The following is a 24,064-nucleotide window of genomic DNA, read 5'->3' on the forward strand; positions in this document are numbered from 1 at the left end:
GAGCCGATCATGCCCGTCGACCCGAACGCGGCCACCCAGAGCTGGCCCGCACCCGAACCCGAGCGCGGCCCGAACCCGGCCCGCTATCTGATCCCGGCCCTGGTCGCCGCCGCGGTGGCGGTCGGCCTCGGCGCCTACGGCAAGGTCCACGACCCGACGGGGACCGCCTTCAACCTCGCCGGTTTCAGCAGCACCGGCGCGGTGAAGTCGTGGCTCGCGACGGCCGCGTTCCTCTTCGCGCTCGTCCAGCTCGTCTCGGCCCTGATGGTGTACGGCAGGCTGCCGGGCCCGCGCTGGTCGGGCACCCTGCACCGCTGGTCCGGCCGGGTGGCCTTCCTGCTCGCGGTGCCGGTCGCGGTGCACTGTCTGTACGCGTTCGGTTTCCAGTCCTACGAATCACGCGTTCTGTGGCACTCCCTCCTGGGTTGCTTCTTCTTCGGAGTCTTCAGTGCCAAGATGCTGCTGCTCCGCTGGGAGCGACTTCCCGGATGGCTGCTGCCGATCGTCGGAGGGCTCGTCTTCACCGCGCTCACGATCCTCTGGCTGACCTCCGCCCTCTGGTTCTTCCGCACCTTCGGAGTGACGACATGACGCACAGCCCGACGCGGCGCACGGTCCTTCTCGCGACGGGCGGCGCCGCGCTGACCGCCGGCTGCAGCGAGTACGGCAGCGGGAACGGCGACTCCGGCTCCAGCTCGGTGGAGGCGGGCGCCGGCACCGAACTGGCGAAGACGAGCGAGATCCCGGTCGGCGGCGGCAAGATCTTCAAGGACCAGAAGGTCGTCGTCACCCAGCCCAAGAAGGGCGAGTTCAAGGCCTTCTCCGACATCTGCACCCACCAGGGCTGTCAGGTGGCCAGCGTCTCCGACGGCACCATCAACTGCCCCTGCCACGGCAGCAAGTTCCACATCACGGACGGCTCGGTGGCGAACCCGCCCGCCAACCAACCGCTGCCGGAGAAGCAGATCAAGGTCACCGGCGACTCGATCCAACTGGCCTAGTCGGCCCGGAGCTAGGCGTCCCAGAGCGCCCCGAGCGTCACCAGCTCGCTGCCGTACTCGATCCGGTCGGCCCACTCCACGGGCCACGCGTCGGCTCCCAGATGGGCGCCCGCGAAGGCACCCGTCAGGCAGGCGATCGAGTCGGAGTCGCCGGAGCTGCACGCGGCCCGCCGCAGGGCCGTCAGCGGCTCCTCGGGGAACTGGAGGAAGCACAACAGCCCGGTCGCCAGGGCCTCTTCGGCGATCCAGCCCGCCCCGGTGGCCAGACACGGGTCGTCCTCGGGCGAGGCGGTGCGCACGGCGTCGTCGAGCCGGTCGAGAACGGCCAGGCACTCGTCCCAGCCGCGCGCCATGAACTGCCCGGACGTCGGGTCCTGGCCGCGCGCCCACAGGTCCCCGAGCCAACGCTCGTGGTACTGGCCCCGGTTCACCAGGGCGTACGACCGCAGCAGCCCGACCAGTTCGCCCGGCTCGGCGCCCTGCGCGAGCAGCCGTACGGCACGAGCGGTGAGGTCGGAGGCGGCGAGCGCGGTGGGGTGCCCGTGGGTGAGCGCGGCCTGCAACTGGGCGGCGCCCGCGCGCTGTTCGTCGCTCAGCCCGGGGACGAGCCCGACGGGCGCGACCCGCATGTTGGCCCCGCAGCCCTTGGAGCCGATCTGGCTGGCGTCCTGCCAGGGGAGCTCCGGGCGCTCCAGGAGGTCGCAGGCCCTCAGGCAGGTGTTGCCGGGGGCGCGGTTGTTCTCCGGGGAGCGGTTCCACGCGACGAACTCTCGGCGGACCGGCTCGGCCATCTCGGGCCCGAGCACCCCCCGGTCCATCGCCGCCCGCAGCCCCCTGCCCACCGCGAGCGTCATCTGGGTGTCGTCGCTGACGACGGCCGGGGTGAAGAGCTCCATCTCCCGCCACGGCCCGCACTTGGCGAGGATCGACCGCACGTCGTTGAACTCGGTCGGGAAGCCGAGGGCGTCCCCGAGGGCGAGGCCGAGGAGGGTTCCGGTGGCGGCGCGCTTGGTCAGGATCGTGGTCATGCGGGGCGTCCTTCCGGGGACGGTCTCAGGAGAGGGGGATGCAGGGCGGTGGCGGGCCCGGCGCGGTAGAGCGCGGCCGGTTTGCCACGGCCGCCGGTGAGCCGCGCGGCACCGGGCACGGCTTCGACGAAGCCCGGTGTGGCGAGCACCTTGCGGCGGAAGTTGGGCCGGTCGAGAGTGGTGCCCCAGACCGTCTCGTACACCTGCTGGAGCTCGCCGAGGGTGAACTCGGGCGGGCAGAAGGCGGTGGCGAGGCAGGTGTACTCGAGCTTGGCGCCGACGCGTTCATGGGCGTCGGCCAGGATGCGGTCGTGGTCGAAGGCGAGCGGCCGCGCCTTGTCGTACGGCACCCAGCGGGCGTCGGCCGCGTCGCTGCCGCCGTGCGGTTGGGGCGGGTCGGGCAGCAGGGCCGCGAAGGCGACGGAGACGACCCGCATCCGGGGGTCGCGGCCGGGCTCGCTGTAGGTCCGCAGCTGTTCCAGGTGCAGTCCGGAGAGGTCCGAGAGACCGGTCTCCTCGGCGAGTTCTCGCCGGGCCGCGGTCTCGGCGGACTCGTCCGGGTGCACGAACCCGCCGGGCAGCGCCCAGTGTCCGGCGTACGGCTCCTGCCCCCGCTCCACGAGCAGTGCGTGCAGGGCGCCTTCGGCGACGGTGAGGACGGCGAGGTCGACGGTGACGGCGAAGGGTTCGTAGGCGTGCTTGTCGTAGTCCACGCGCGCCCGCCCCCTTTGCGATTGGCTCTTTATGGTCAGCATGACTAATAGTCACTACGACTATAAAGAGCCGGCGGGTCCTCCACAAGCCCTCAGGGGCGCCTGCCCAGAAAGGACAGCAGCCGGGTCCCGGCCTCCGCGTGGGGCGGCACGGCGACCGGAGCGGCGAATCGCACGCCCCGGTCCTCCTCCCCCACCACGCGCCGCGCGACGGGGAGCAGTTCGGCCGCGAGGCCCTCCGGAACGGGCCGCGGGAGTCCGCAGGCCCGGGCCACGTCCCACCCGTGCACGGTGATCTCGACGGCACCGACCGCCGCCATCACCCGCACGTCCAGCGGCCGTTCACCGACCAGGACGTCCTCGGGCGGGCCCGCCGCCCAGGCGCCGAGCACGGCACACGCGCGCGTGCGGAAGCCGCAGACCCGGTCGGTGTGCGGGAGCAGCCCGATGCTCCCGCCGGTCAGCCCCTCGTACAGCGCGTCCAGGGAGTCGTCGAGATGTCCGAGCAGCTCGCCCAGGTTCCAGTCGGCGCACGGTGTGCCCGAACCCGGGCAGACGTTTCGCGCCCCCGCCACGCTGCCCAGCGCGTAGGCGAGCGAACGCTCCAGCAGTTCCCCCGGGCTCACGACAGCACCTCCGCCGAGCCGCCCGGGCAGCCCCACAGCGGCCTCAGGGGTTTTTCCCGGCCCCCGGGAAGTCCTGCGCCCCGCGGGGACCGCACACGGCCCTCCAGCCGTGCCGGACGCACCTCGTCACAGATCTCGGCCCTCATGTCCATCCCCACTCCCTCCGTCACCCGTACAGACCGGGCGGAAGGCCACAACGCATCGGCCGGTCCCGGAGTTCACCGGAACCGGCCGCACGCGCGTGTGAGGCGGGCCTACAGGTCGACTTCCTTCATCAGCATGCCGACCTCGGTGTTGGACAGCCGCCGCAGCCAGCCCGACTTCTGGTCGCCCAGGGTGATGGGGCCGAAGGCGACCCGCACCAGCTTGTCGACCGGGAAGCCGGCCTCGGCGAGCATGCGGCGCACGATGTGCTTGCGCCCCTCGTGGAGGGTGACCTCGACGAGGTAGTTCTTGCCGGTCTGCTCGACGACCCGGAAGTGGTCCGCGCGCGCGTACCCGTCCTCCAGCTGGATGCCGTCCTTGAGCTGCTTGCCCAGGTCGCGCGGGATCGGGCCCACGATGTGCGCGAGGTAGACCTTCTTCACGCCGTACTTGGGGTGGGTCAGCCGGTGGGCCAGCTCGCCGTGGTTGGTGAGCAGGATGACGCCCTCGGTCTCGGTGTCCAGCCGTCCGACGTGGAAGAGCCGGGTCTCACGGTTGGTGACGTAGTCGCCGAGGCACTGCCGGCCCTCGTTGTCCTCCATCGTCGAGACGACACCGGCGGGCTTGTTCAGCGAGAAGAACTGGTACGACTGTGTCGCCACGGTCAGGCCGTCGACCTTGACCTCGTCCTTCTCGGGGTCGACCCTCTTGCCCTGCTCCAGGACGATCTCGCCGTTGACCTCGACCCGCGCCTGCTCGATGAGCTCCTCGCAGGCGCGCCGCGAACCGTAGCCCGCGCGCGCGAGGATCTTCTGGAGCCGCTCGCCCTCCTGCTCGGCGCCCGGGAAGGTCTTGGGCAGCTTCACGTCCTTCTTGCCGGCGTACCGCTCCCGGTTGCGCTCCTCGGCCCGGGCGTCGTACTCACGGGAGGTCGCGGGCGCCCAGCGGCCCCGCCCGGTGCCCGGGGACTGCTTCGGGCCGCCCTTGGCCCCGCCGCGCGCCGAGGCGCCGCGCCCGGACTTGGGGCCCTCCGGGGAGGCGCCGGGGCCCACGTCGTAGCGCCGCTCCTCGGGGCGGGGCTTCTTCGGCCGGCCGCCCTGCTTGTCGTCGCGGTCGTTCCCGGCGCCGCGGTAGTTCCCGCGCCCCCCGCTGCTCCCGCCGCGACCACCGCTGTTCCCACCGCGGCCGCCGCTGTTGCCACCACGGCTCCCGCCGTTGTTTCCGCTGCTGTTCCTGCCGCTGCTGCTTCGCATCAAAGTTCCGTCTTGTCGTCTGCGTCCCCGGTGTCCGGGGCGTCCGGATCGAACGACGGTACGCCTTCCTGGGTCTCGGCCTCGATCGCCTCCGCCTCCGGGAGGAAGGGCGCGAGCTCCGGGAGCTCGTCCAGACCGCGCAGGCCCATCCGCTCCAGGAAGTAGTTCGTCGTCACGTACAGGATCGCACCTGTTTCGGGTTCCGTGCCCGCCTCCGCCACCAGGCCCCGCTGGAGAAGGGTGCGCATCACACCGTCACAGTTCACTCCGCGCACCGCGGAGACCCGGCTGCGGCTGACCGGCTGACGGTAGGCGACCACCGCCAGCGTCTCCAGCGCGGCCTGGGTGAGCCGGGCCTGCTGGCCGTCCAGGACGAACCGCTCCACCGCCGGGGCGTACGCGGCCCGGCTGTAGAAACGCCAGCCGTTCGCGACGTGCCGCAGCTCGAAGCCGCGCCCCTGGGCGGCGTACTCGCCGGCCAGCTCCCTGAGCGCCCGGGTGACCTGCCGCCTGGGCCGCTCCAGGATCTTGGCCAGGTGCTCCTCGGTCGCGGGCTCGTCCACGACCATCAGGACGGCCTCCAGGGCCGGCTTGAGGTCCAGTTCGGCGACTGCCGACAGCCCCGCCGGCACCTCGGTGGTGTCCTCGCTCACGCCTTCTCCTCCTTCGGCGGCTCGGGCAGCCGGTCGAACTCGTCGGTCACCACGGGCTCGGCCTCCCCCTCGCCACCGGTCCACCGCACGACAAGCTCCCCGAGCGCGGTCTCCTGGTCCAGCGCCACGGCCTTCTCCCGGTACAGCTCCAACAGGGCCAGGAAGCGCGCCACGACGGTCAGGGTGCCGTCGGCATCCTCCACCAGCAGCCGGAAGCTGGCCTCGCCGAGTTCCTTCAGCCGCGCGACCACGATCCCGGCCTGCTCCTGGACGCTGACCAGGGGCGCGTGGATGTGGTCGACGTACACCTGCGGCTTGGGCTTGGGCTGCATCGCTTTCACGGCGAGCCGGGCGAACCCCTCGGCGCCGATGCTGATGACGACCTCGGGCAGCAGTTCGGCGTGGTGCGGTTCGAGGCCGACGGTACGGGGGTAGCGGCGGGCTTCCTCGTCGAGCCGCCCGTTGAAGATGTCGGCGATCTGTTTGTACGCGCGGTACTGCAAAAGCCGCGCGAAGAGCAGGTCCCGGGCCTCCAGGAGCGCGAGGTCGGCCTCGTCCTCGACCTCGGCGGCGGGCAGCAGCCGGGCGGCCTTGAGGTCGAGGAGCGTGGCGGCGACGACGAGGAACTCGGTCGTCTCGTCCAGGTCCCAGTCCGGCCCCATGGCCCGGATGTACGCCATGAACTCGTCGGTGACCTTGGAGAGCGCCACTTCGGTGACGTCCAGCTTGTGCTTGGAGATCAACTGGAGGAGGAGGTCGAAGGGCCCCTCGAAGTTGGCGAGCCGAACCTTGAAGACACCGTCGGGGATTTCTTCTTGCGGTTCGCCAGCGGGGGGCTCCTCTTGGTCACCGCCGCCGTTGTGGGCAGGCGTCCCGCCCGGCGAGACGGGTGGGCACAACGGCTCACCGGCCTCAGGCCCGGACTCGACCTCGGCCACAGACGGACCGACCGGCCCCCGCCCCAGCGCACGCCGCCGCCCGCCGGGACCGGCACCGGAAGAAACGTCGTTCGAGGTCATAGCCCCCGCAGGCTACCGCTACCGCCCACGCAACCGGCGTACGAGAATGCTCGCGTCCCCACGGGACTCCAGATCGGCCAGCACCACGGCGACCGCCTCGCGGACGATCCGCCCCCGGTCCACCGCCAGTCCGTGCTCACCGCGGAGCACAAGGCGGGCGTGCTCCAGATCCATCAGCTCCTCGGCCGACACGTACACGGTGATCTTCTCGTCGTGCCGTTCCCGCCCACTGGGCCGCCGCGAGGGCGACCGGCCCCGCTTGCCGCGGGGCTGCCCGGCATCGGAGGCAGAACCTTCCTGCGCCCCTCGGCCGCGCGCGGAACGCTCCGCGGCCCGGCTGCGGGACTCGCCCTCCTCGGAGCCGTCGGCGTCGGCCGCCACATGCTCGGCCCCGTCGCCGTCACCGCCCTGCACGGGCACGGAGTGCGGCGCGTCCTCGGACGCGGCGACCCCGTCGGACTCCCCCGCGGGAGCCGGTACCCGGGCCTCGCCGTTGGCCCCCCGCCGGGGAGTGGACGCCTGGAGCGCCATCCCCCCTGTCGTACGGAACAGTTCGTCGGCCCCCGGCAGACTCACTCGGCGTGACACCGGGCGAGCACCTCCCTGGCGAGCTGACGGTAGGCGGCGGCGCCGACGGAGTTGGAGGCGTACGTGGTGATCGGCTCACCGGCGACCGTGGTCTCCGGGAAGCGGACCGTGCGCCCGATGACCGTGTGGTAGACGTGGTCGTCGAAGGCCTCGACCACACGGGCCAGGACCTCGCGGCTGTGGACCGTGCGCGAGTCGTACATGGTCGCGAGGATCCCGTCGAGCTCCAGCTCCGGGTTGAGCCGCTCCTGGACCTTCTCGATGGTCTCCGTCAGCAGGGCGACACCACGCAGCGCGAAGAACTCGCACTCCAGAGGCACTATCACCTTGTGCGCGGCCGTCAGGGCGTTGACCGTGAGGAGGCCGAGCGAGGGCTGACAGTCGATCACGATGTAGTCGTAGTCGGCCATGAGCGGCTTGAGGGCACGCTGCAATGTCGACTCGCGGGCGACCTCGGAGACCAGCTGGACCTCCGCCGCCGACAAGTCGATATTGCTCGGCAGCAGGTCCATGTTCGGGACCGCGGTCTTGAGCAGGACCTCGTCGGCCGCCATGCCCCGCTCCATGAGCAGGTTGTAGACGGTGAGGTCGAGCTCCATCGGGTTGACACCGAGACCCACCGACAGCGCGCCCTGCGGGTCGAAGTCCACGAGCAGCACCCGCCGGCCGTACTCCGCGAGCGCGGCACCCAGGTTGATGGTCGACGTCGTCTTGCCCACGCCGCCCTTCTGGTTGCACATCGCGATGATCTTCGCGGGGCCGTGGTCGGTCAGCGGGCCCGGGATCGGGAAGTACGGCAACGGGCGTCCGGTCGGACCCACGCGCTCACGGCGCTGGCGGGCCGCGTCGGGCGCGAGCGTGGCCGCGTACTCCGGATCCGGCTCGTACTCGGCGTCGGGGTCGTAGAAGTGCCCCTCGGGCAGTTCGTCGTAGTCGGCGAAGTGGTTGTGGGGCGCGCCACTTCCGTCGCCGGCCATGGCGTTCACGTGATGGCCATCCATGCTCTGGTGTGCTGTCCGCACGGTCTGCGGACGACTCTGGTGGGCTGCGAAGGTGCGCACCGCGACGGAGCCGACAGCCTCGAACCCTGCCGGGCTCTGGGCCCCGGCAGGCATTCCTGGTTGACCACCCCCGGGAGAAAATGTCGACTCATTCACAAGTCGTCTTACCTCCTTGGTGACCAGGAAACTTCTAGACAAGGTCAGCGTGGCACCATGCCGACGGTTGGCGACTCTATGGCGTGTCGGGTGTTCACAGCAACACAATCCGCCGGACCCGGCAGGATGTGTCGGCAATGAAACATCCCGCTGTCAAGGGCGTACGGCAGTCGCACGGCAGGTTTCGCCGGTGTACGAATCGGTTCAACGGTTACGTTCGACGCGAGTTGACCGAGAGTCGCAAAGTGACCATACACACATCTGGCCGGACCTTGTGGGGCAAGGTCCGGCCGCATGTGCCTCGTTGACGCGCCTTGTTGACGTATCGCCTTTACGAAAAGGTGACTTAGCTCTCCGCCGACCGCGTGATGGCCGTGGGGTCAGCCGAGCAGGGTCTCGAGCTCCACGTGCTCCAGGCCGTGCGCCTCCGCGACCTCGCGGTAAACGACCTTGCCGTCATGGGTGTTGAGGCCCTTGGCGAGCGCGGGGTCGCGGCGCAGCGCCTCCACCCAGCCGCGGTCGGCGAGTTCGACGATGTAGGGCAGCGTGGCGTTGGTGAGCGCGTAGGTCGAGGTGTTGGGCACCGCGCCGGGCATGTTGGCGACGCAGTAGAAGACCGAGTTGTGGACCTGGAAGGTCGGCTCGGCGTGGGTGGTCGGACGGGAGTCCTCGAAGCAGCCGCCCTGGTCGATGGCGATGTCGACAAGGACACTTCCGGGCTTCATCCGCGAGACGAGCTCGTTGGTGACCAGCTTCGGAGCCTTGGCGCCCGGGATGAGCACCGCGCCGATGACGAGGTCGGCGTCCAGGACGGCCTTCTCCAGCTCGAAGGCGTTGGACATGATCGCCCGGACCTTGGTGCCGAAGACCTTGTCGGCCTCGCGCAGCTTGTTGATGTCACGGTCGAGCAGCGTGACGTGGAAGCCCATGCCGACGGCGATCTGCGTGGCGTTCCAGCCCGAGACGCCGCCGCCGATGACGACGGCCCGCGCGGGCTGGGTGCCGGGCACACCGCCGGGCAGGACACCGCGGCCGCCGACCGAGCGCATCAGGTGGTAGGCGCCGACCTGCGGGGCCAGCCGGCCCGCGACCTCGGACATGGGGGCGAGCAGCGGGAGCGCGCGGGAGGGCAGCTCGACCGTCTCGTAGGCGATCGCGGTGGTGCCGGACTCGATGAGCGCGTCGGTGCACTCCTTGGAGGCGGCCAGGTGCAGGTAGGTGAAGAGCGTCTGGTCCTTGCGCAGCCGGTGGTACTCCTCGGCCACGGGCTCCTTGACCTTCAGCAGCAGGTCGGCGGTGGCCCACACCTCGTCGGCGGTGTCCAGGATCTGCGCGCCCTCGGCGACGTACTCCTCGTCCGGGATCGAGGAGCCGATGCCGGCGCCGCGCTCGATGACCACCTGGTGGCCGTGGCGCACCAGCTCGTGCACACCGGCGGGGGTGATGGCCACCCGGAACTCGTTGTTCTTGACCTCGCGGGGGATGCCGACCTTCACGTGGATCACGGTCCTTGGCTCAGAGTGTGTGGGGCAATACAACACATACCCGGGCATGCACGAGCACACCAGGAGACACCGCAGGAGAAGGTGCGGCAGAGCCAGTCTAATGAAGGTGTTCTCTGTGTCTAGCCTTTCATTGCATCAATCTTCTGCGGATGTACTACGGATTTCGTAGGTGTCAGCGCCTTGTTTCGGCTCCTCGGCCTGTTCCTGGGCCCGTTCCTCGGCCGTCCCTTCGGTCTCTCCCTCGGTCTGTGAGGCCCCGGGTTCCCCCTCGGAAAGGTCCTCACCCAGCAGCCGCTCGGCGGTGCCGCGGTGCAGCTGCGCGGCCGCCGGATCGCCGAGATGCTCCAGGGTGTCGGCGATCCGCAGCTGGAGCGCCGCCTGGAGCCGGAGGTCCTCGGCCCGCCGGGCCCATTCCACGGCGTCCTGGCAGGTGCGCAGCGACTCCTCGGGGTGGCCGGCGTACTCCTGGACCCGGGCGAGTTCGCTCAACGCCCGTGCGTGGGCCGCCAGATCGCCGTTCCTGCGGTGTCCGGCGAGGGCGGCCCGCCAGTTCCTGACCGCCTCGCCGTAGCGGCCCGCGTAGGTGTGCGCGGCGGCGATACGGCCGTACAGCTGAGCGGCCTCCGGGCGCTCGTCCCGGGCCAGCCGCTGCGCGAGGGCCCGGCCGTACCAGTCGGCGGCCCGGTCGTAGTCCCCGAGCTCCAGATACGCGCCTCCTACGGATTCCATCGCGCGGCCGGTCGCATACGGGTCGTTCGCCTCCCGTCCGGCGTCCAGGGCTGCCCGGTAGCGGGCCAGCGCGTCCCGGGTCCGGCCGGTCCGGGCGTCCAGGTCGGCGAGGTTCAGCAGGGCCGCGGCCTTCTCCCGGGGCAGTGCGCGCCGCTCGGCCACGTCGAGAACGAGGCCGTGGAGGCCGTAGAGGTCGGCGGCGGCGGCCTTGGTGCCGAAGTGGGCCACCATGGTTCGCACCAGCTGGGACATCAGACGCCGGGCCAGGGTGTCCAGCTCCCCGTCGGCGACCGCGAGCCGGGCCGCGGCGAGCAGGGCGGGCTTGCGGATGCGCAGCCAGTCCTCGGCGGCCCGGGGGCTCGGGAAGCGCAGGGAGCGCGGCATGCCCTGGAGCTTCTCGCGGGCGTCGGCACTGTCGGTCTCGGTGATCGCCCGGGAGGACTGGAGCAGCCGTACCGTCCGCTCCAGCATCCGGGCGCGGGCCAGTTGGAGCTCGGCGGGCCGGTCCTGGCTGTCCGCGAGGGCCTTGAGCAGCGGGTACAGACAGCCGGGGACCTCGTACTGCGGCAGCGGAGAGGGCACGGCGTGCAGCAGGCCGAGCGCCACGAAGTCGTCCAGGGTGGAGCGGGCGCCGCCCACCGAGCAGCCGGCGAGCGCGGAGGCGGTGTGCGGGTCGACGAGGCCGGCGGGGGCGAGGGAGAGCAGTCGCAGTATCCGGGCGGCCGGCGCGGGGAGCGAGGTGTAGACCAGCTTGAAGACCCGGCTGAGCGGGGTCTGCTCGTCACTCTCCGCATGCAGCTGCTTGGCCAGATCGGCCACGGCGGCCGTGGGCCGGGCGGCGAGCCAGCCTCCTGCCAGCATCAGCGCGGCCGGATGCGCCTGGCAGATCTCGACGAGCTGCTCGGCGGCGCGGGGGTCGACCGTGATGCGCACCGACCCGGTGTGCCGGCTCAGCAGCTCCAGCGCGGACTTGGTGTCCAGGCCCCCGAGCGTGCACGGCCGGACGTCCGCGATCCCGGTCAGCGGCCCTCCGGAAACGGCCACGACCAGGCACTCCGGCGTATCCGGAAGCAGGGCGTCCACCTGTTCCGCGGCCACCGCGTCGTCCAGCAGAAGCAGGGCGCGCCGGTCGGCGAGGGCCTTGCGCAGCGCCTCGGAGAGCTCGTCCTCGGCGGCTCCCGCCGGAGCCTGCACCTCCAGCGCGGCGAGCAGGTCCCGGGCCACCCCGGCGACCGGGACGGGGGTGCCGTCGGGCTCGCTCAGCCGGGCCCGCAGCACCCCGTCGCCGTAACGCTCTGCAACCGTACGGACGAGTTCCTCGGCGAGCGCGGTACGCCCCGAACCGGGCCGCCCGGCGATGAGCAGGACGCGTGCGCGGGGGGCCTTCCGGCCCGCGAGGGTGTCCAGTCCGGCGCGCTCGATGTCGGCGCGCAGTTCCTTCAACTCCCGTGTCCGCCCCAGGAAATGATCCTCACCGGACAGCCGTACGCCCTCTGCGTCCACCGCCTGGTCCGTCACGGGCCACACTCCCGTCCCACCGCACGCGCAAAGCCCGCCGGTGACCCCGGATCGGGCACCAAAAGCCTAGTTCACGCTGTGCAACGTTCCTGGCGGAGCGCGACGGTGACGGCCTCAGAGTCCCCTGATCGGATCAACGGATCATAGGAACTACGGTCCTGTGGCACACCCAGGGGCGCGGGGAACGGCGCGACAAGCCACGACGAACCGGCACCCGGCAACGACCCTGAAGAACGGTCACGCCTCAAACGGCCGCGCAGGCCACTCCGCCTCAGCCGCACGCAACCCGTCCAACCCGCCGGAGGCCCTCGCCGCGACCAGCGACAACACGCCCACGACAAGGCAGTTGTTGTGCAACTCCCCCGCCAGCACCCCCTGAACCAGCGAAGCGACCGGCACGCGCGCGTGCTCCATGTCCGCCTCCTCGTCCTCGACCTCGAACCGCTTCTCCTGGGCCTCGGACAGCCCCCGGGCGAGGAAGATGCGGATCGCCTCGTCGCACCCGCCCGGAGTCGTGTAGACATCCGTCAGCACCCGCCAGTCCTCCGCCTTGACGTGTGCCTCCTCGTACAGCTCCCGCTGGGCCGCGTGCAGCGGGTTCTCCCCGGGCACGTCCAGCAGCCCCGCCGGGATCTCCCACAGTTTCTGCCGAACGGGGTGCCGGTACTGGCGGATGAGCAGGACCCGGTCCTCGTCGTCGAGGGCGAGGACGGCCACGGAACCGGGGTGGACCTGGTAGTCGCGGCGGACCACCGACCCGTCGGGCATGACCACCTCGTCCGTGCGGACCGAGGTCTTGTTGCCCACGAACGGGGTCTCGGTCCCCCGGATCTCCCACTCTTCCGGGGTGTCCTTGATCGTCATGCCCTGTCCTTCCCCACGTGCGCAAAAAAAGCCGGGACGCCCGCCATTTGAATGCGCGCGCCCCGGCCACCGTACAACTGTCGTGCTACTTCGAAGTCTTCCGCTCGACCGAGGCCTTCACCAGGCCCGCGAAGAGGGGATGCGGACGTGTCGGGCGCGAGCGCAGCTCCGGGTGGGCCTGCGTGGCCACCAGATAGGGGTGGACGTCGCGCGGATATTCGACGTACTCGACGAGCTTTCCGTCCGGCGAGGTGCCGGAAAACAGGATGCCCGCCTTCTTTTCCAGCTCCGCGCGGTAGGCGTTGTTCACCTCGTAGCGGTGGCGGTGCCGCTCCTCGACGTACTCCTTGCCGTCGTACACCTCACGGACGATGGAGCCCTCGGCGAGCTTGGCGGGGTACATGCCGAGCCGCATGGTGCCGCCCATGTCGCCCTCGCCGGCGACGATGTCGAGCTGCTCGGCCATGGTGGAGATGACCGGGTGGGCGGTCGCGGAGTCGAACTCGGTGGAGTTGGCGTCCGGGATGTCGGCCAGGTTCCGCGCGGCCTCGATCACGATGCACTGGAGGCCCAGGCAGAGGCCCAGCAGCGGGATCCTGTTCTCGCGGGCGTACTTGATCGCGCCGACCTTGCCGAGCACACCGCGGTCGCCGAAGCCGCCCGGGATGCAGATGCCGTCCACGTCACCGAGCTGGGCGGCGGCGCCGGCCGGGGTCTTGCAGTCGTCGGACGTGACCCACTTGATCTTCACGCGGGCCTTGTTGGCGAAGCCGCCCGCGCGCAGCGCCTCGGTGACCGAGAGGTAGGCGTCGGGCAGGTCGATGTACTTGCCGACCAGGGCGAGGGTGATCTCGTGGTCGGGGTTGTGGACGCGGTCGAGCAGGTCGTCCCAGGTCGTCCAGTCCACGTCCCGGAAGGGCAGGTCCAGCTTGCGGACGACGTAGGCGTCCAGGCCCTCGCCGTGCACGGTCTTCGGGATGTCGTAGATCGAGCGGGCGTCGGGGCAGGCGACCACGGCGGCCTCGTCGACGTCGCACATCAGCGAGATCTTGCGCTTGATCGCGGTCGGGACCTCGCGGTCGCAGCGGAGCACGATCGCGTCCGGCTGGATACCGATGTTCCGCAGGGCCGCAACCGAGTGCTGGGTCGGCTTCGTCTTCAGCTCACCCGAGGGGCCGATGTACGGCAGGAGCGAGATGTGGACGACGAAGACGTTGTCACGACCGACCTCGTGACGGACCTGGCGGACCGTCTCCAGGAAGGGAAGCGACTCGATGTCGCCGACCGTGCCGCCGACCTCCGTGATGACGACGTCGACCTCGTCGGTCGCCATGCGTCGGATGCGGTGCTTGATCTCGTTGGTGATGTGCGGGATGACCTGCACGGTGTCGCCCAGGTACTCGCCGCGGCGCTCCTTGGCGATCACCGTGTTGTAGACCTGGCCGGTGGTGACGTTGGCGGAGCCGTCGAGGTCACGGTCGAGGAAGCGCTCGTAGTGGCCGATGTCCAGGTCGGTCTCGGCGCCGTCGTTGGTGACGAACACCTCGCCGTGCTGGAAGGGGTTCATCGTGCCCGGGTCGACGTTGAGGTACGGGTCGAGCTTCTGCATCACGACGCGCAGGCCCCGCGCCTTGAGCAGCATGCCGAGGCTGGAAGCCGTCAGGCCCTTGCCGAGCGAGGAGGCGACACCCCCGGTGACGAAGATGTGCTTGGTCGTCGTGGTGCTGTTTCGAAAAACAGGGGGCATGGCCAAGAGGGGGCTCCCGTGGTCGCGATCTGGAGGTGCGGTTCGGGGGTCAGGCGCCCACCGGTCCACGGGCTACCAGGGTATCAGCGCCGTGAGGAGATGGCCTCCGGCCACGCTCCGCGCACAAGCCGCCACGGAACCGCACGGGAGCACCCGTTTCTCACCCGCTGCTCACCCGTTCGGCCCAGGCGCGTTGTCCCGAGCGGCACACAGATCATCTACGTGCGTCGTATCCTGCTCGGACACTCGCTGCCGAGCCCGGCCGGAAACACGGGACCACCCCCACCCGTAAGAGCCGGAACAACGAGAGCTCGTCAGTTCGTTGGGCGACAGTTGTCGTTTTGCCTCACAGCGGCATGACTGTTTTGCTTCACCGCTCAACGACGCATTACAACGACCCCCTTGACCGCACCAAGCGACAGCCCCCTTTCCTTCAGGGGGTGACGTGGCCGTTCGACTGGAGTTGCACGTGGCCGGGCGCATCGAAGACTACGCACTCATCGGAGACATGCAGACCGCTGCCCTGGTCTGCCGGGACGGCACAGTGGACTGGCTGTGCCTGCCCCGCTTCGACTCGCATGCCATCTTCGCCGGCCTGCTGGGCACCGAGGAACACGGCTTCTGGCGGCTCGGCCCCGCGCACGCGGCCGACGCCGAGCCCCCCACCGCGGCCCGGCGCACCTACCGCGGTGACTCCCTGATCCTGGAATCGGAGTGGGACACCTCACGCGGCACGGTCAGGGTGACCGACTTCATGCCCCCACGTGACGGCGCCCCCCAGCTGATCCGGATCGTGGAGGGCGTCTCGGGCCGCGTGCCCATGCGCTCGGCCCTCCGGATGCGTTTCTCCTACGGCCGGGTCGTGCCCTGGGTCCACAAGCACGAGGGCCGCACGGTCGCCGTGGCGGGCCCGGACTCGGTGTGGTTCGACACCGACTGCGAGACCTACGGCAAGTCCCTGACCACGTACTCGGACTTCACCGTCGCCCCGGGCGACCGGATCGCCTTCACCATCTCCTGGGAGCCCTCGCACAAGCAGCCGCCGCCGCTGCCGGAGCCGGAGCAGTCCCTGGAGGCGACCGAGGACTTCTGGCGCGAGTGGGTCGAGCACTGCACGTACCACGGCCCGTACCGCGAGGCCGTCGTCCGCTCGCTGATCACCCTGAAGGCGCTGACGTACGCCCCCACGGGCGGCATCGTGGCGGCCCCCACCACCTCGCTGCCGGAGGACATCGGCGGCGTCCGCAACTGGGACTACCGCTACACCTGGCTGCGGGACGCGGCCATCACCCTGTCCTCGCTGCTGCGCACCGGTTACCGCGAGGAGGCCCGCGCCTGGCGCGAGTGGCTGCTGCGGGCCGTCGCCGGCGACCCGGAGAATCTCCAGATCATGTACGGCATCGCGGGCGAGCGCGAGCTGGGCGAGGCCGAGCTGGACTGGCTGCCCGGCTACGAGAACTCCGCCCCGGTCCGGGTCGGCAACGGCGCCGCGCACCAGCTCCAGCTGGACGTCTACGGCGAGGTCACCGAGGCCCTGCACCTGGGCCACATGACCGGCCTGGCCCGCAACGACTACGCCTCCATCCTCCAGCTCAAGCTGATCCGCTACCTGGAGGACCACTGGAACGAGCCCGACGAGGGCATCTGGGAGGTGCGCGGGCCGCGCCGGCACTTCGTGCACTCCAAGGTGATGGCCTGGGTCGCGGTGGACCGCACCATCAAGCTCATCGAGTCCGGTGACGCGGACGGCCCGCTGGAGAAGTGGCGCGACCTGCGCGACGACATCCACCGGGACGTGTGCGAGAAGGGCTACGACAAGGAGCGCAACACCTTCACGCAGTCGTACGGCTCGAAGGAGCTGGACGCGAGTCTGCTCCTCATCCCGCAGATGGGCTTCCTGCCGCCCGACGACAAGCGCGTGATCGGCACCATCGAGGCCATCCAGCGCGAGCTGTCCACCCCGGACGGCTTCATCCTGCGCTACCCGACCTCCAGCGGCGACGAGAACGTCGACGGCCTCCCCGGCGACGAAGGGGCCTTCCTGGCCTGCTCGTTCTGGATGGCGGACGACCTCGCGATGATCGGCCGGGTGGACGAGGCGAGGAAGCTCTTCGAGAAGCTGCTCTCCCTGCGCAACGACCTCGGTCTGCTCGCCGAGGAATGGGACCCGCGTCTCAAGCGCCAGGTCGGCAACTTCCCCCAGGCCTTCAGCCACGTCCCGCTCATCGACACCGCCCTGCGGCTGACGGCGTCGGGCGCCTACGGCGGCTGACCGCGCGAGTTCTTACGAGGCCGTGACGGCCGGCGCCTGAACAGGACCGCCGGCCGGAGCGCGCCTAGGCTGGGAGACCAACAGCCCCTGCACGAAAGGGGGCGCCCCATGGCATCCCCGTCCAAGGCGAGCGCGGCCGTCGCCGCGCTGCGCGAGGATCTGGTCGGCGACGTGTTCGCCCCTTCGGATCCGGGTTACGACGAGGCCCGGACCGTGTTCAACGCGATGATCGACCGCAGGCCCGCGGTGATCGCGCAGTGCGTGAGCGAGGACGACGTCGTACGGGCCGTGCGCTTCGGCCGTGACCTGGACCTGCCGATCGCGGTGCGCGGCGGCGGGCACAGCGTGGCGGGCATGGCCGTCAACGACGGGGGCCTGGTCGTCGATCTGCGGCACATGCGCGCGGTCACCGTCGATCCGGTCGCCCGGGCGGTACGGGTCGCGGGCGGCGCCACCATGAGCAACCTGGACCGTGCCTGCGAGCCCCACGCTCTCGCCACCACCGGGGGCCGCGCCTCGACCACCGGCGTCGGCGGCTTCGTCCTGGGCGGCGGCTCGGGCTGGCTGGACCGCTGGTGCGGGCTGGCCGTCGACAACCTGCTCGGGGTGGATCTGGTCACCGCGGACGGCGAGCGCGTCCACGCGAGCGCCGACGAGCACCCGGAGCTGTTCTGGGCCCTGCACGGCGGCGGCGGCAACTTCGGCGTCGCGACCGGGATCACCCTCAAGCTCCACCCGCTGCCGGAGTTCTCCATCGCGCTGCTGCTGTACCTCCCGGAGTTCGGCCCCGAGGTGGTGCGCACCTACCGCGAGCTGATGGCCCACGCGCCCGACGAGGCGAGCGGCGGCATCATCTATCTCACCGGCCCGCCCGAGGAGTTCGTCCCGCCGCACCTGGTCGGCAGCCTCCTGTGCGGCGTCCTGCTCACGTACGCCGGTCCCGAGCAGGACATGCGGAAGGTGGCCGAGCCGCTGCTGGCGCTCCCGCACGAGACGGAGGTCGTCGGGGCGATGCCGTACGCGGACGTGCAGTGCATGATCGACGATCCGCCGGGGATGCGGAACTACTGGTCGGCGGAGTACCTGACGGGCATACCCGACCCGTACGTGGACCTGTTCTGCGCCCGCGCCGAGTCCATGCCGGTGCCGACCGGCACCATCCACGTGCTCTTCCCGCTGGGCGGAGCGATCGCCCAGGGGCCGCACGAGTACCCGGTGCCCTACCGTGACGCGCCCTGGGCCGTGCACCCGTTCGCGATGTGGGAGGACCCGGCGGACGACGCGCGGGGCATCCAGTGGGTCCGTGACGTCCGCGCGGACGCGCAGCCGTGGAGCACGGGTGACATCTACCTCAACTTCATCGGCGACGAGGGCGCGGACCGGGTCACCGCGGGCGTGGGCGCCGAGAACGCCCGCCGCCTGGCCGAGGTGAAGCGCCGCTACGACCCGGACAACGTGTTCCGCTTCAACCACAACATCAGGCCGGCCTGAGCGCGGTCAGCGTCCGCTCACCGCCCGGGTCCCCCGCCGTGGCCGGCACCAGGGCGATCTCGTCAAGACCGGCCTCGGCGTAGGCCTCGACCCGCGCGCGTACGGCGTCCGGGTCGCCGACCAGTCCCACCGTGCCCGCGGCCGCCGCGGGCAGGGCCCGCACCAGCGTCTCCCGGTCGGCCCCGCCCGCGGCGAGGTCCACGGCGTCCCCGAACCCGGCCTCGGCGAACACCTCGCTGTACCCCGGCACGGTGAGGTACCCGGCGATGCTCCCGAGCACCTGTGCGACGGACTCCGGCCCGGGATCGACGGCGGCCGGCAGCCACGCGGCGAGGATGGGCGCCGTACGGCCCGCCTTCCGCGCCGCCGCGTCCAGTTCCGCCCGCAGCGCCCGCACCTGCTCCGGCGCGACCACGTCCAGCAGCATGCGATCGGCGTGCGCGGCGGCCGTGGTGATCGCGCGGGGCCCGAACGCGGCCACCGTGAGCGGCCCTCCGGGCGGCGGCAGACGGCGGCGGAAGGGGCTGCCGGGCACGACCGGCTCCCCCGGAGAAGCGTGCAGGAACCGTCGTACGGCTGCCGCGTGCTCCTCCAGTACGGCGGCGGGCCGTGTCCTCGGCCGGTCGTGCACGCCCTCCACGACCCGCTTGCTGGAGGTGCCCAGGGCCACCCCGACCGGCCGCCCGACGAGGGCCGCGACGGAGGCGGCGCCCCGGGCCGTGGTGTACGGGTCGCGCACGGACACCGGGACCGGTCCTGCCGTCAGGGCGACCCGCTCGGTGGCCCGCCCGATCGCGGCCGCGAGGACGAAGGAGTCCCATGTCGGGCCCTCCCCCGCCCACACCTCCCGGTACCCGAGCCGGTCGGCGGTCACCGCTACCCGCATCGGCTCCTCGACCGGAGTGCCGTCCTCCCGTGCCACGGCCACCACGCTGAAGTCCATGCCCCGGCCGCTACCCCACCCTCCCGCCCGCATGCCTCGGGTAGCGTCCGGCTCATGGACAGCGCTACGAACAGCGGATTCGACACCCAGGGCGCCGGGATCACCGTGCAGCGCGCGCTGGAGCTGCCCGGGCTGCGCAGCGGGCTCCCGGAGATCCTCGCGGGCGCGGACCGGCTGCACCGGAGCGTGCGCTGGGTGCACGCGGGCGAGGTGCCGAACATCGCCTCCCTGCTGAAGGGCGGGGAGCTGCTGCTGACCACCGGCTACGGACTCGGCACCCGGCCCGCCGAGCAGCGCGCGTTCGTGCGCACCTTGGCCGAGCGCGGTATCGCGGCCCTGGTCGTGGAGCTGGGCCCGCGGTTCACCCGGCTCCCCGCGGCCCTCGTCGACACGGCCCGCGCGACCGGCCTGCCGCTCGTCCAGCTGCACCGCGAGGTGCCGTTCGTGACGGTCACCGAGGAGATCCACACCGAGATCGTCAACGGCCACTACGCCCTGCTCCAGCGGGCGGAGGAGGTGCACCGGCGCTGCACGGAGGCCCTGCTGGGCGGCGGCGGTGTGCCGCAGGTCCTCGGCATCCTGTCCGACTTCGGCGGCAACCCGGTCTTCCTGGAGACGACCGACGGCAGGCTCCTGTACGCCGCAGGGGCCGGGCCGGAGGGCGCCGACCCGCTCCAGGTGTGGGAGGGGCTGCGCGGCCAGCACAAGGACACCCCACCGGCCGGATCGGTCCTCGTGGACGTGCCCGGGGGCGGGCCCGGCACCGGGTCCGTGCGGGCGCGGCTGGTGCTGCTGCCCGTGCGGGGGCCGATGGGCCCGGTGCACCGGATGGCGGCGGAACGGGCCGCGGGCATCCTGGCCGTCGTCCTGATGCAGGCCCGCCAGGAGGAGGAGCTGGCGGCCCGCGGGCGCGGCGACTTCCTGACCGATCTCGCGGAGGGCCGGATCACCACCGAGGACGCCCCCGCGCAGGCGCGCGTGCTGGGCTTCAGGCCGGGCGGCGGCCCGCTGCTCCCCGTGGTGATGCACCTGGGCTCCTCGGGCGGCGGCTGGACGGCACTGGCCCGCGCGGTCTCCGAGGAGCTGGCCTCGGTCGGTGTGCCGGTCCTGCTCGGCGTACGGCCCGTGGAGGGCCGGGTCCTGGTCCTGCTCGGGCTGCGCGCGGAGTCGGAGCGGCCGGCGGTGGCGGACAAGGTCGCGGCGGCGCTGCGGGCGGGCCTGGAGCGGGCCGGGATGCGGCGGCCGGGCGCCCAGCCGCCCGTGGTGGTGGTCGCCGCGGCGGGCAGCTGGACGGCGGCCTCGGCGGGCCTGCGGCACGCGGCGGAGACGGCGACGGCGGCCCAGGGCCTGCCGGACCGCCCCTGGTACGACGCCCGACGCCTCGACATCGACCTGCTGCTGTGGCGGCTGCGCGACCACCCGGACCTGGCGGCCTTCGTGGACCGGGCCATCGGCCCCCTGCGCGCCCACGACGACCGCTCCAAGCCGCCCCTGCTGCCCACCCTCCAGACCTACCTCGCGCACGCGGGCCGCAAGGCGGAGACGGCCCGCGAACTCCATCTCAACCGGCAGACCCTCTACAACCGCCTGGCCCGCATCGGGGAGTTGCTCGGCACGGACCTCGACGACCCGCAGACGGTCCTGGCGTTGAGCCTGGCGCTCCGGGCACGCCGGCACGTGCCGTAGCGCCCGTTCGGCTCTCAGATGGGCCGGGGCTGCGTCAACTCGTCGTAGACGCTGAGCACTTGCGCGACGGTCTGGTCCTCGGTGGGCCAGGTCGCCGCCTGCCGCGTCCCCCGCTCGCGCAGCAGCTCCTGCCGCTCGGGGTCCCCGAGCAGCCGTACGACGGCCTCGGCGAGCGCCTCCGGGTCGCCGTACGGGACGAGTTCGGCCGCGTCGCCGACGAGTTCGGGGATGCCGCCGACCGCGGTGGCGACCAGCGGCACGCGCGCGTGGAAGGCCTCCTGGGCGAGCACGGAGCGCGCCTCCAGTCGGCTGGGCAGCAGCGCGAGGTCGGCGGCGGCGAGCAACTCGGCGGTGTCGTCACGGCGTCCGATGAGCCGGACGGGCAACTCCTCGTCCTCGATACGGCTCTGGAGGACCGTCCGCAGCGCCCCCTCCCCGGCGACCACGACCAGCGGCACGGGGTCGAGCCGACGCCACGCCCGGGCGGCGTCCAGGAGCGTCTCGTAGCCCTTGTGCCGCTCCAGGGCGCCGACCGCGACCAGCAAGGGGCGCCCGGTGGCCCCGAGTTCGGCCCGGAGCTTGGGCCGTAGCCGGTCGGGGTCCTCCTGTTCGAGGGCCCCGCGCGGCCCGGGCAGCGCCACGGCGGCGAGCCGGGCGTCCCGGGCGCCGGTCCTGCGGGCCCGGTCCACGAGCGCCGAGGTGGATCCGAGGACCACGGCGGCGGCCTTCACGACCCGCCGTTCCAGGAGGCGCACGAAATGGGCCCGGGCGCCTTCCGCGTACGCCCGGTCGTGCCAGGTGACGACGAGCGGGGTGCGCCGCCCGCTGAGCGCCAGCACCGCGCGGAACGAGGCATGCAGTCCGTGGGCGTGCACCAGGTCCGCGTCCGAGCAGGCCGCCCGCAGCACGGCCACGGAGGTGGGGTCGCTGCTGCGCGGTACGTGCACGTGTTCGGCACCGGCCCCGGTGAAGTCGTAGGTGCGATCCGCCTCGGCGGGGGCGCACACCGTGACCCGCACGCCCCGCGCGACGAGCCCCGAGGTCAGTGAGCGCACATGCGCGCTGCTGCCGGCGTTGCCGCCGCCCAGCACCTGCACGGTGCGCAGCGAGGACTGGCCGTGCGGTGAGTGGCTGCTCACGGGGATCACGTGGCCGGGGCTCCTGGTTCGGGTCGTGCGGTCACGAGGAAACGTACAGAAGTGTCGAGCGGGGGGTGTACCGCGCGCTTCCTACGCGTGATGGGTTCTCTGCCAAGGATGCCAGGACGTACGGGTGTTCCGTGAATGCGAAGGGCGGGGCACGGGTGGGCACGGCGAGTCGGCGTCACTCATACGAGTGAGCCATCCGTTCAGGCGTCCGCGCGAGCCGTCGCCAGCAACTCCTCCGCGTGCGCCCGGGCCGTCTCGGAGTCCTCCTGGCCGGCGAGCATCCGGGACAGCTCCCGCACCCGCTCCTCGCCCTCCAGCACCTTCACACCGGAGCGGGTGACCGACCCGTCGTTGGTCTTCTCGACCAGCAGTTGCCGGTCGGCGAAGGCCGCGACCTGCGGGAGGTGGGTCACCACGACGACCTGTGCGGTCTTCGCGAGCCGCGCGAGGCGCCGCCCGATCTCGACCGCCGCCTTGCCGCCCACACCGGCGTCGACCTCGTCGAAGAGGTACGTCGGCACGGGGTCGGTCCCCGCGAACACGACCTCCACGGCCAGCATCACGCGCGAGAGCTCACCGCCGGACGCGCCCTTGGCGATGGGCCGCGGCGGGGCACCCGGGTGCGGGGCGAGCAGCAGCTCGACCTCGTCGACACCGGCCGGCCCGTAGGCGACCGGACGTCCGTCGACCTCCACGCCCTCGGGGTCCTCGGTCTGCCGGATGGCGAAGGACACGCGCGCGTGGGGCATCGCCAGCGAGGCCAGCTCTGCCGTCACCGCGGCGGCAAACCTCTCGGCGGCCTCCGTCCGCGCGTCCGTCAGCGCCTGCGCCAGCCCGCCCAGTTCGGCCCTGAGCGCGTCCCGCTCGGCGGTCAGCTCGTCGATCCGCTCGTCGTCGCCGTCGAGCTCGGTGAGCCGCGCGGCACTCTGCTCGGCCCACGTGATCACAGCGGCCACGTCCTCGCCGTACTTCCGCGTCAGCGCGGTGAGCGCGGCCCGCCGCTCCTCGACGGCGGACAGCCGCAGCGGATCGGCGTCCAGGTCGTCGGCGTACCCGGCCAGCTCCCCGGCCACATCGCCCAGCAGGATCCCGATCTCCCCGAGCCGGTCGGCGAGCGCGGAGAGGGCGGGGTCGTGCGACCGTACGGCTTCCAGGGCCCGCTGCGCGCCTGCCACGAGGGTCGCCGCGTCGATGCCCTCGGGGTCCTCCGGATTGCCCGCGAGGGCGGCATGAGCGGCCGTGGCGGCGGACGACAGGGCCTCGGCGTGCCCGAGCCGCTCCGCCTCCTCCGCGAGCTCCACGTCCTCCCCGGCCCGCGGCTCCACAGCGGCGATCTCGTCCAGCCCGAAGCGCAGCAGGTCGGCTTCCTGGGCCCGCTCACGCGCGCGGGTGACGATCTCGTCGAGCTCGACGGTGACGGCCCGCAGCCGCCGGTAGGCCTCGGTGTACTTGGCCAGCGGCACGGCGACCGCGTCACCGGCGTACCGGTCGAGGGCCTGCCGCTGCCGGTTCAGCTTGAGCAGCCCCTGCTGATCGGTCTGGCCGTGCACGGCGACCAGTTCGTCGGCGAGCTCAGCCAGCACCCCCACGGGCACCGACCGCCCGCCCAGATGCGCCCGGGACCGCCCTTCGGCGGAAACGGTACGGCTGATCAGCAGCGCCCCGTCGTCGAGCTCCGCCCCGGCCTCCTCGGCCCGTACGACGACGGAGTCCCCGGCGGACACGGTGATCCGCCCCTCCACGACCGCCTTCTCGGCCCCGATCCGCACGAGCGCAGCGTCAGCCCGCCCCCCGAGCAGCAGCCCCAGGCTGGTGACCACCATGGTCTTGCCCGCACCCGTCTCACCGGTGACAGCGGTGAACCCGGGCGACAGCTCGACGACAGCGTCATCGATGACTCCGAGCGACCGTATCCGCATCTCTTCCAGCACGGTGAAGACCTTACGAGGTCGGGGCGGGCGAGTGCGAGGTGCCCTTGT

20 protein-coding genes are annotated in these 24,064 nt (G+C 71.9%); 5 read left to right on the forward strand and 15 right to left on the reverse strand.

The window, feature by feature from the left end:
• Window positions 1–9: 9 nt before the first annotated feature.
• Window positions 10–591: a DUF6529 family protein gene (locus H295_RS0131960; RefSeq protein ID WP_020139422.1), complete on the forward strand. Its 582-nt coding sequence runs from the start codon at window positions 10–12 to the stop codon at window positions 589–591.
• Window positions 588–1,001 carry a Rieske (2Fe-2S) protein gene (locus H295_RS0131965; RefSeq protein WP_020139423.1) on the forward strand — a complete coding sequence of 138 codons (414 nt, stop codon included), beginning with the start codon at window positions 588–590 and terminating at the stop codon, window positions 999–1,001. The genes H295_RS0131960 and H295_RS0131965 overlap by 4 nt, the downstream gene beginning before the upstream one ends.
• Window positions 1,002–1,012: 11 nt before the next feature.
• On the opposite strand, the gene H295_RS0131970 is transcribed toward H295_RS0131965, so the two are convergent.
• The 12 genes from H295_RS0131970 to H295_RS0132025 form a co-directional block, all read right to left on the reverse strand.
• Window positions 1,013–2,029, reverse strand: coding sequence for an ADP-ribosylglycohydrolase family protein (locus H295_RS0131970; RefSeq protein ID WP_020139424.1), 1,017 nt, complete (start codon window positions 2,027–2,029; stop codon window positions 1,013–1,015).
• Window positions 2,026–2,742 (reverse strand): NUDIX hydrolase, encoded by a 717-nt coding sequence (locus tag H295_RS0131975; protein ID WP_020139425.1) that lies wholly within the window; start codon window positions 2,740–2,742, stop codon window positions 2,026–2,028. Before H295_RS0131975 ends, H295_RS0131970 begins: the two co-directional genes overlap by 4 nt.
• A gap of 92 nt (window positions 2,743–2,834) precedes the next feature.
• Entirely contained in the window at window positions 2,835–3,368 is a 534-nt protein-coding gene (locus tag H295_RS0131980) for a hypothetical protein (protein WP_020139426.1), read from the reverse strand.
• 254 nt (window positions 3,369–3,622) lie between these two features.
• Window positions 3,623–4,765, reverse strand: a complete 1,143-nt coding sequence (locus H295_RS0131985) for a pseudouridine synthase (protein ID WP_020139427.1) — start codon at window positions 4,763–4,765, stop codon at window positions 3,623–3,625.
• Entirely contained in the window at window positions 4,765–5,418 is a 654-nt protein-coding gene (gene scpB, locus H295_RS0131990; protein ID WP_020139428.1) for an SMC-Scp complex subunit ScpB, read from the reverse strand. Before scpB ends, H295_RS0131985 begins: the two co-directional genes overlap by 1 nt.
• Window positions 5,415–6,437 carry a segregation and condensation protein A gene (locus tag H295_RS0131995; protein WP_078616806.1) on the reverse strand — a complete coding sequence of 341 codons (1,023 nt, stop codon included), beginning with the start codon at window positions 6,435–6,437 and terminating at the stop codon, window positions 5,415–5,417. The genes scpB and H295_RS0131995 overlap by 4 nt, the downstream gene beginning before the upstream one ends.
• An 18-nt stretch (window positions 6,438–6,455) precedes the next feature.
• Window positions 6,456–7,025 (reverse strand): hypothetical protein, encoded by a 570-nt coding sequence (locus tag H295_RS0132000; protein ID WP_078616807.1) that lies wholly within the window; start codon window positions 7,023–7,025, stop codon window positions 6,456–6,458.
• Entirely contained in the window at window positions 7,010–8,140 is a 1,131-nt protein-coding gene (locus H295_RS0132005) for a ParA family protein (protein WP_020117888.1), read from the reverse strand. The genes H295_RS0132000 and H295_RS0132005 overlap by 16 nt, the downstream gene beginning before the upstream one ends.
• Window positions 8,141–8,562: 422 nt before the next feature.
• Window positions 8,563–9,678 (reverse strand): alanine dehydrogenase, encoded by a 1,116-nt coding sequence (ald, locus tag H295_RS0132010; protein ID WP_106960994.1) that lies wholly within the window; start codon window positions 9,676–9,678, stop codon window positions 8,563–8,565.
• Window positions 9,679–9,822: 144 nt separating this feature from the next.
• Window positions 9,823–11,934 (reverse strand): tetratricopeptide repeat protein, encoded by a 2,112-nt coding sequence (locus tag H295_RS0132015; RefSeq protein ID WP_020139433.1) that lies wholly within the window; start codon window positions 11,932–11,934, stop codon window positions 9,823–9,825.
• A gap of 237 nt (window positions 11,935–12,171) precedes the next feature.
• Entirely contained in the window at window positions 12,172–12,798 is a 627-nt protein-coding gene (locus H295_RS0132020; protein ID WP_020139434.1) for an NUDIX domain-containing protein, read from the reverse strand.
• Window positions 12,799–12,883: 85 nt separating this feature from the next.
• Entirely contained in the window at window positions 12,884–14,545 is a 1,662-nt protein-coding gene (locus tag H295_RS0132025; protein WP_020139435.1) for a CTP synthase, read from the reverse strand.
• Between the two features lie 469 nt (window positions 14,546–15,014).
• Between H295_RS0132025 and H295_RS0132030 the strand changes: the two genes are divergently transcribed.
• Window positions 15,015–16,817 (forward strand): glycoside hydrolase family 15 protein, encoded by a 1,803-nt coding sequence (locus H295_RS0132030; protein WP_020139436.1) that lies wholly within the window; start codon window positions 15,015–15,017, stop codon window positions 16,815–16,817.
• 108 nt (window positions 16,818–16,925) lie between these two features.
• Window positions 16,926–18,308: an FAD-binding oxidoreductase gene (locus tag H295_RS0132035; RefSeq protein WP_020139437.1), complete on the forward strand. Its 1,383-nt coding sequence runs from the start codon at window positions 16,926–16,928 to the stop codon at window positions 18,306–18,308.
• Here H295_RS0132035 and H295_RS0132040 read toward each other — a convergent pair.
• Window positions 18,295–19,251: an LLM class F420-dependent oxidoreductase gene (locus H295_RS0132040; RefSeq protein WP_020139438.1), complete on the reverse strand. Its 957-nt coding sequence runs from the start codon at window positions 19,249–19,251 to the stop codon at window positions 18,295–18,297. The genes H295_RS0132035 and H295_RS0132040 overlap by 14 nt on opposite strands.
• Before the next feature lie 54 nt (window positions 19,252–19,305).
• Here H295_RS0132040 and H295_RS0132045 point away from each other — a divergent pair, with 54 nt between their 5' ends.
• Entirely contained in the window at window positions 19,306–20,937 is a 1,632-nt protein-coding gene (locus tag H295_RS0132045) for a PucR family transcriptional regulator (RefSeq protein ID WP_020139439.1), read from the forward strand.
• A gap of 14 nt (window positions 20,938–20,951) precedes the next feature.
• Here H295_RS0132045 and H295_RS0132050 read toward each other — a convergent pair whose 3' ends face one another.
• Together H295_RS0132050 and recN are read right to left on the reverse strand one after the other, a co-directional pair.
• Window positions 20,952–22,085 carry a glycosyltransferase family 4 protein gene (locus tag H295_RS0132050; RefSeq protein WP_020139440.1) on the reverse strand — a complete coding sequence of 378 codons (1,134 nt, stop codon included), beginning with the start codon at window positions 22,083–22,085 and terminating at the stop codon, window positions 20,952–20,954.
• 200 nt (window positions 22,086–22,285) lie between these two features.
• Window positions 22,286–24,004 carry a DNA repair protein RecN gene (gene recN / locus H295_RS0132055; RefSeq protein WP_043218283.1) on the reverse strand — a complete coding sequence of 573 codons (1,719 nt, stop codon included), beginning with the start codon at window positions 24,002–24,004 and terminating at the stop codon, window positions 22,286–22,288.
• Window positions 24,005–24,064: the final 60 nt, after the last annotated feature.

Origin of the sequence: Streptomyces sp. 351MFTsu5.1 (assembly GCF_000383655.1) — a bacterium.
GTDB classification, from domain to species: Bacteria; Actinomycetota; Actinomycetes; order Streptomycetales; family Streptomycetaceae; genus Streptomyces; species Streptomyces griseorubiginosus.

Bases quoted from the DNA above. Each gene is read 5' to 3' on its own strand.
- H295_RS0131960 (WP_020139422.1), top strand. From the start codon at position 10: ATGCCCGTCGACCCGAACGCGGCCACCCAGAGCTGGCCCGCACCCGAA.
- H295_RS0131965 (WP_020139423.1), top strand. From the start codon at position 588: ATGACGCACAGCCCGACGCGGCGCACGGTCCTTCTCGCGACGGGCGGC.
- H295_RS0131970 (WP_020139424.1), bottom strand. From the start codon at position 2,029: ATGACCACGATCCTGACCAAGCGCGCCGCCACCGGAACCCTCCTCGGC.
- H295_RS0131985 (WP_020139427.1), bottom strand. From the start codon at position 4,765: ATGCGAAGCAGCAGCGGCAGGAACAGCAGCGGAAACAACGGCGGGAGC.
- H295_RS0131995 (WP_078616806.1), bottom strand. From the start codon at position 6,437: ATGACCTCGAACGACGTTTCTTCCGGTGCCGGTCCCGGCGGGCGGCGG.
- H295_RS0132005 (WP_020117888.1), bottom strand. From the start codon at position 8,140: ATGCCTGCCGGGGCCCAGAGCCCGGCAGGGTTCGAGGCTGTCGGCTCC.
- H295_RS0132020 (WP_020139434.1), bottom strand. From the start codon at position 12,798: ATGACGATCAAGGACACCCCGGAAGAGTGGGAGATCCGGGGGACCGAG.
- H295_RS0132025 (WP_020139435.1), bottom strand. From the start codon at position 14,545: ATGCCCCCTGTTTTTCGAAACAGCACCACGACGACCAAGCACATCTTC.
- H295_RS0132035 (WP_020139437.1), top strand. From the start codon at position 16,926: ATGGCATCCCCGTCCAAGGCGAGCGCGGCCGTCGCCGCGCTGCGCGAG.
- H295_RS0132040 (WP_020139438.1), bottom strand. From the start codon at position 19,251: ATGGACTTCAGCGTGGTGGCCGTGGCACGGGAGGACGGCACTCCGGTC.
- H295_RS0132045 (WP_020139439.1), top strand. From the start codon at position 19,306: ATGGACAGCGCTACGAACAGCGGATTCGACACCCAGGGCGCCGGGATC.
- recN (WP_043218283.1), bottom strand. From the start codon at position 24,004: ATGCGGATACGGTCGCTCGGAGTCATCGATGACGCTGTCGTCGAGCTG.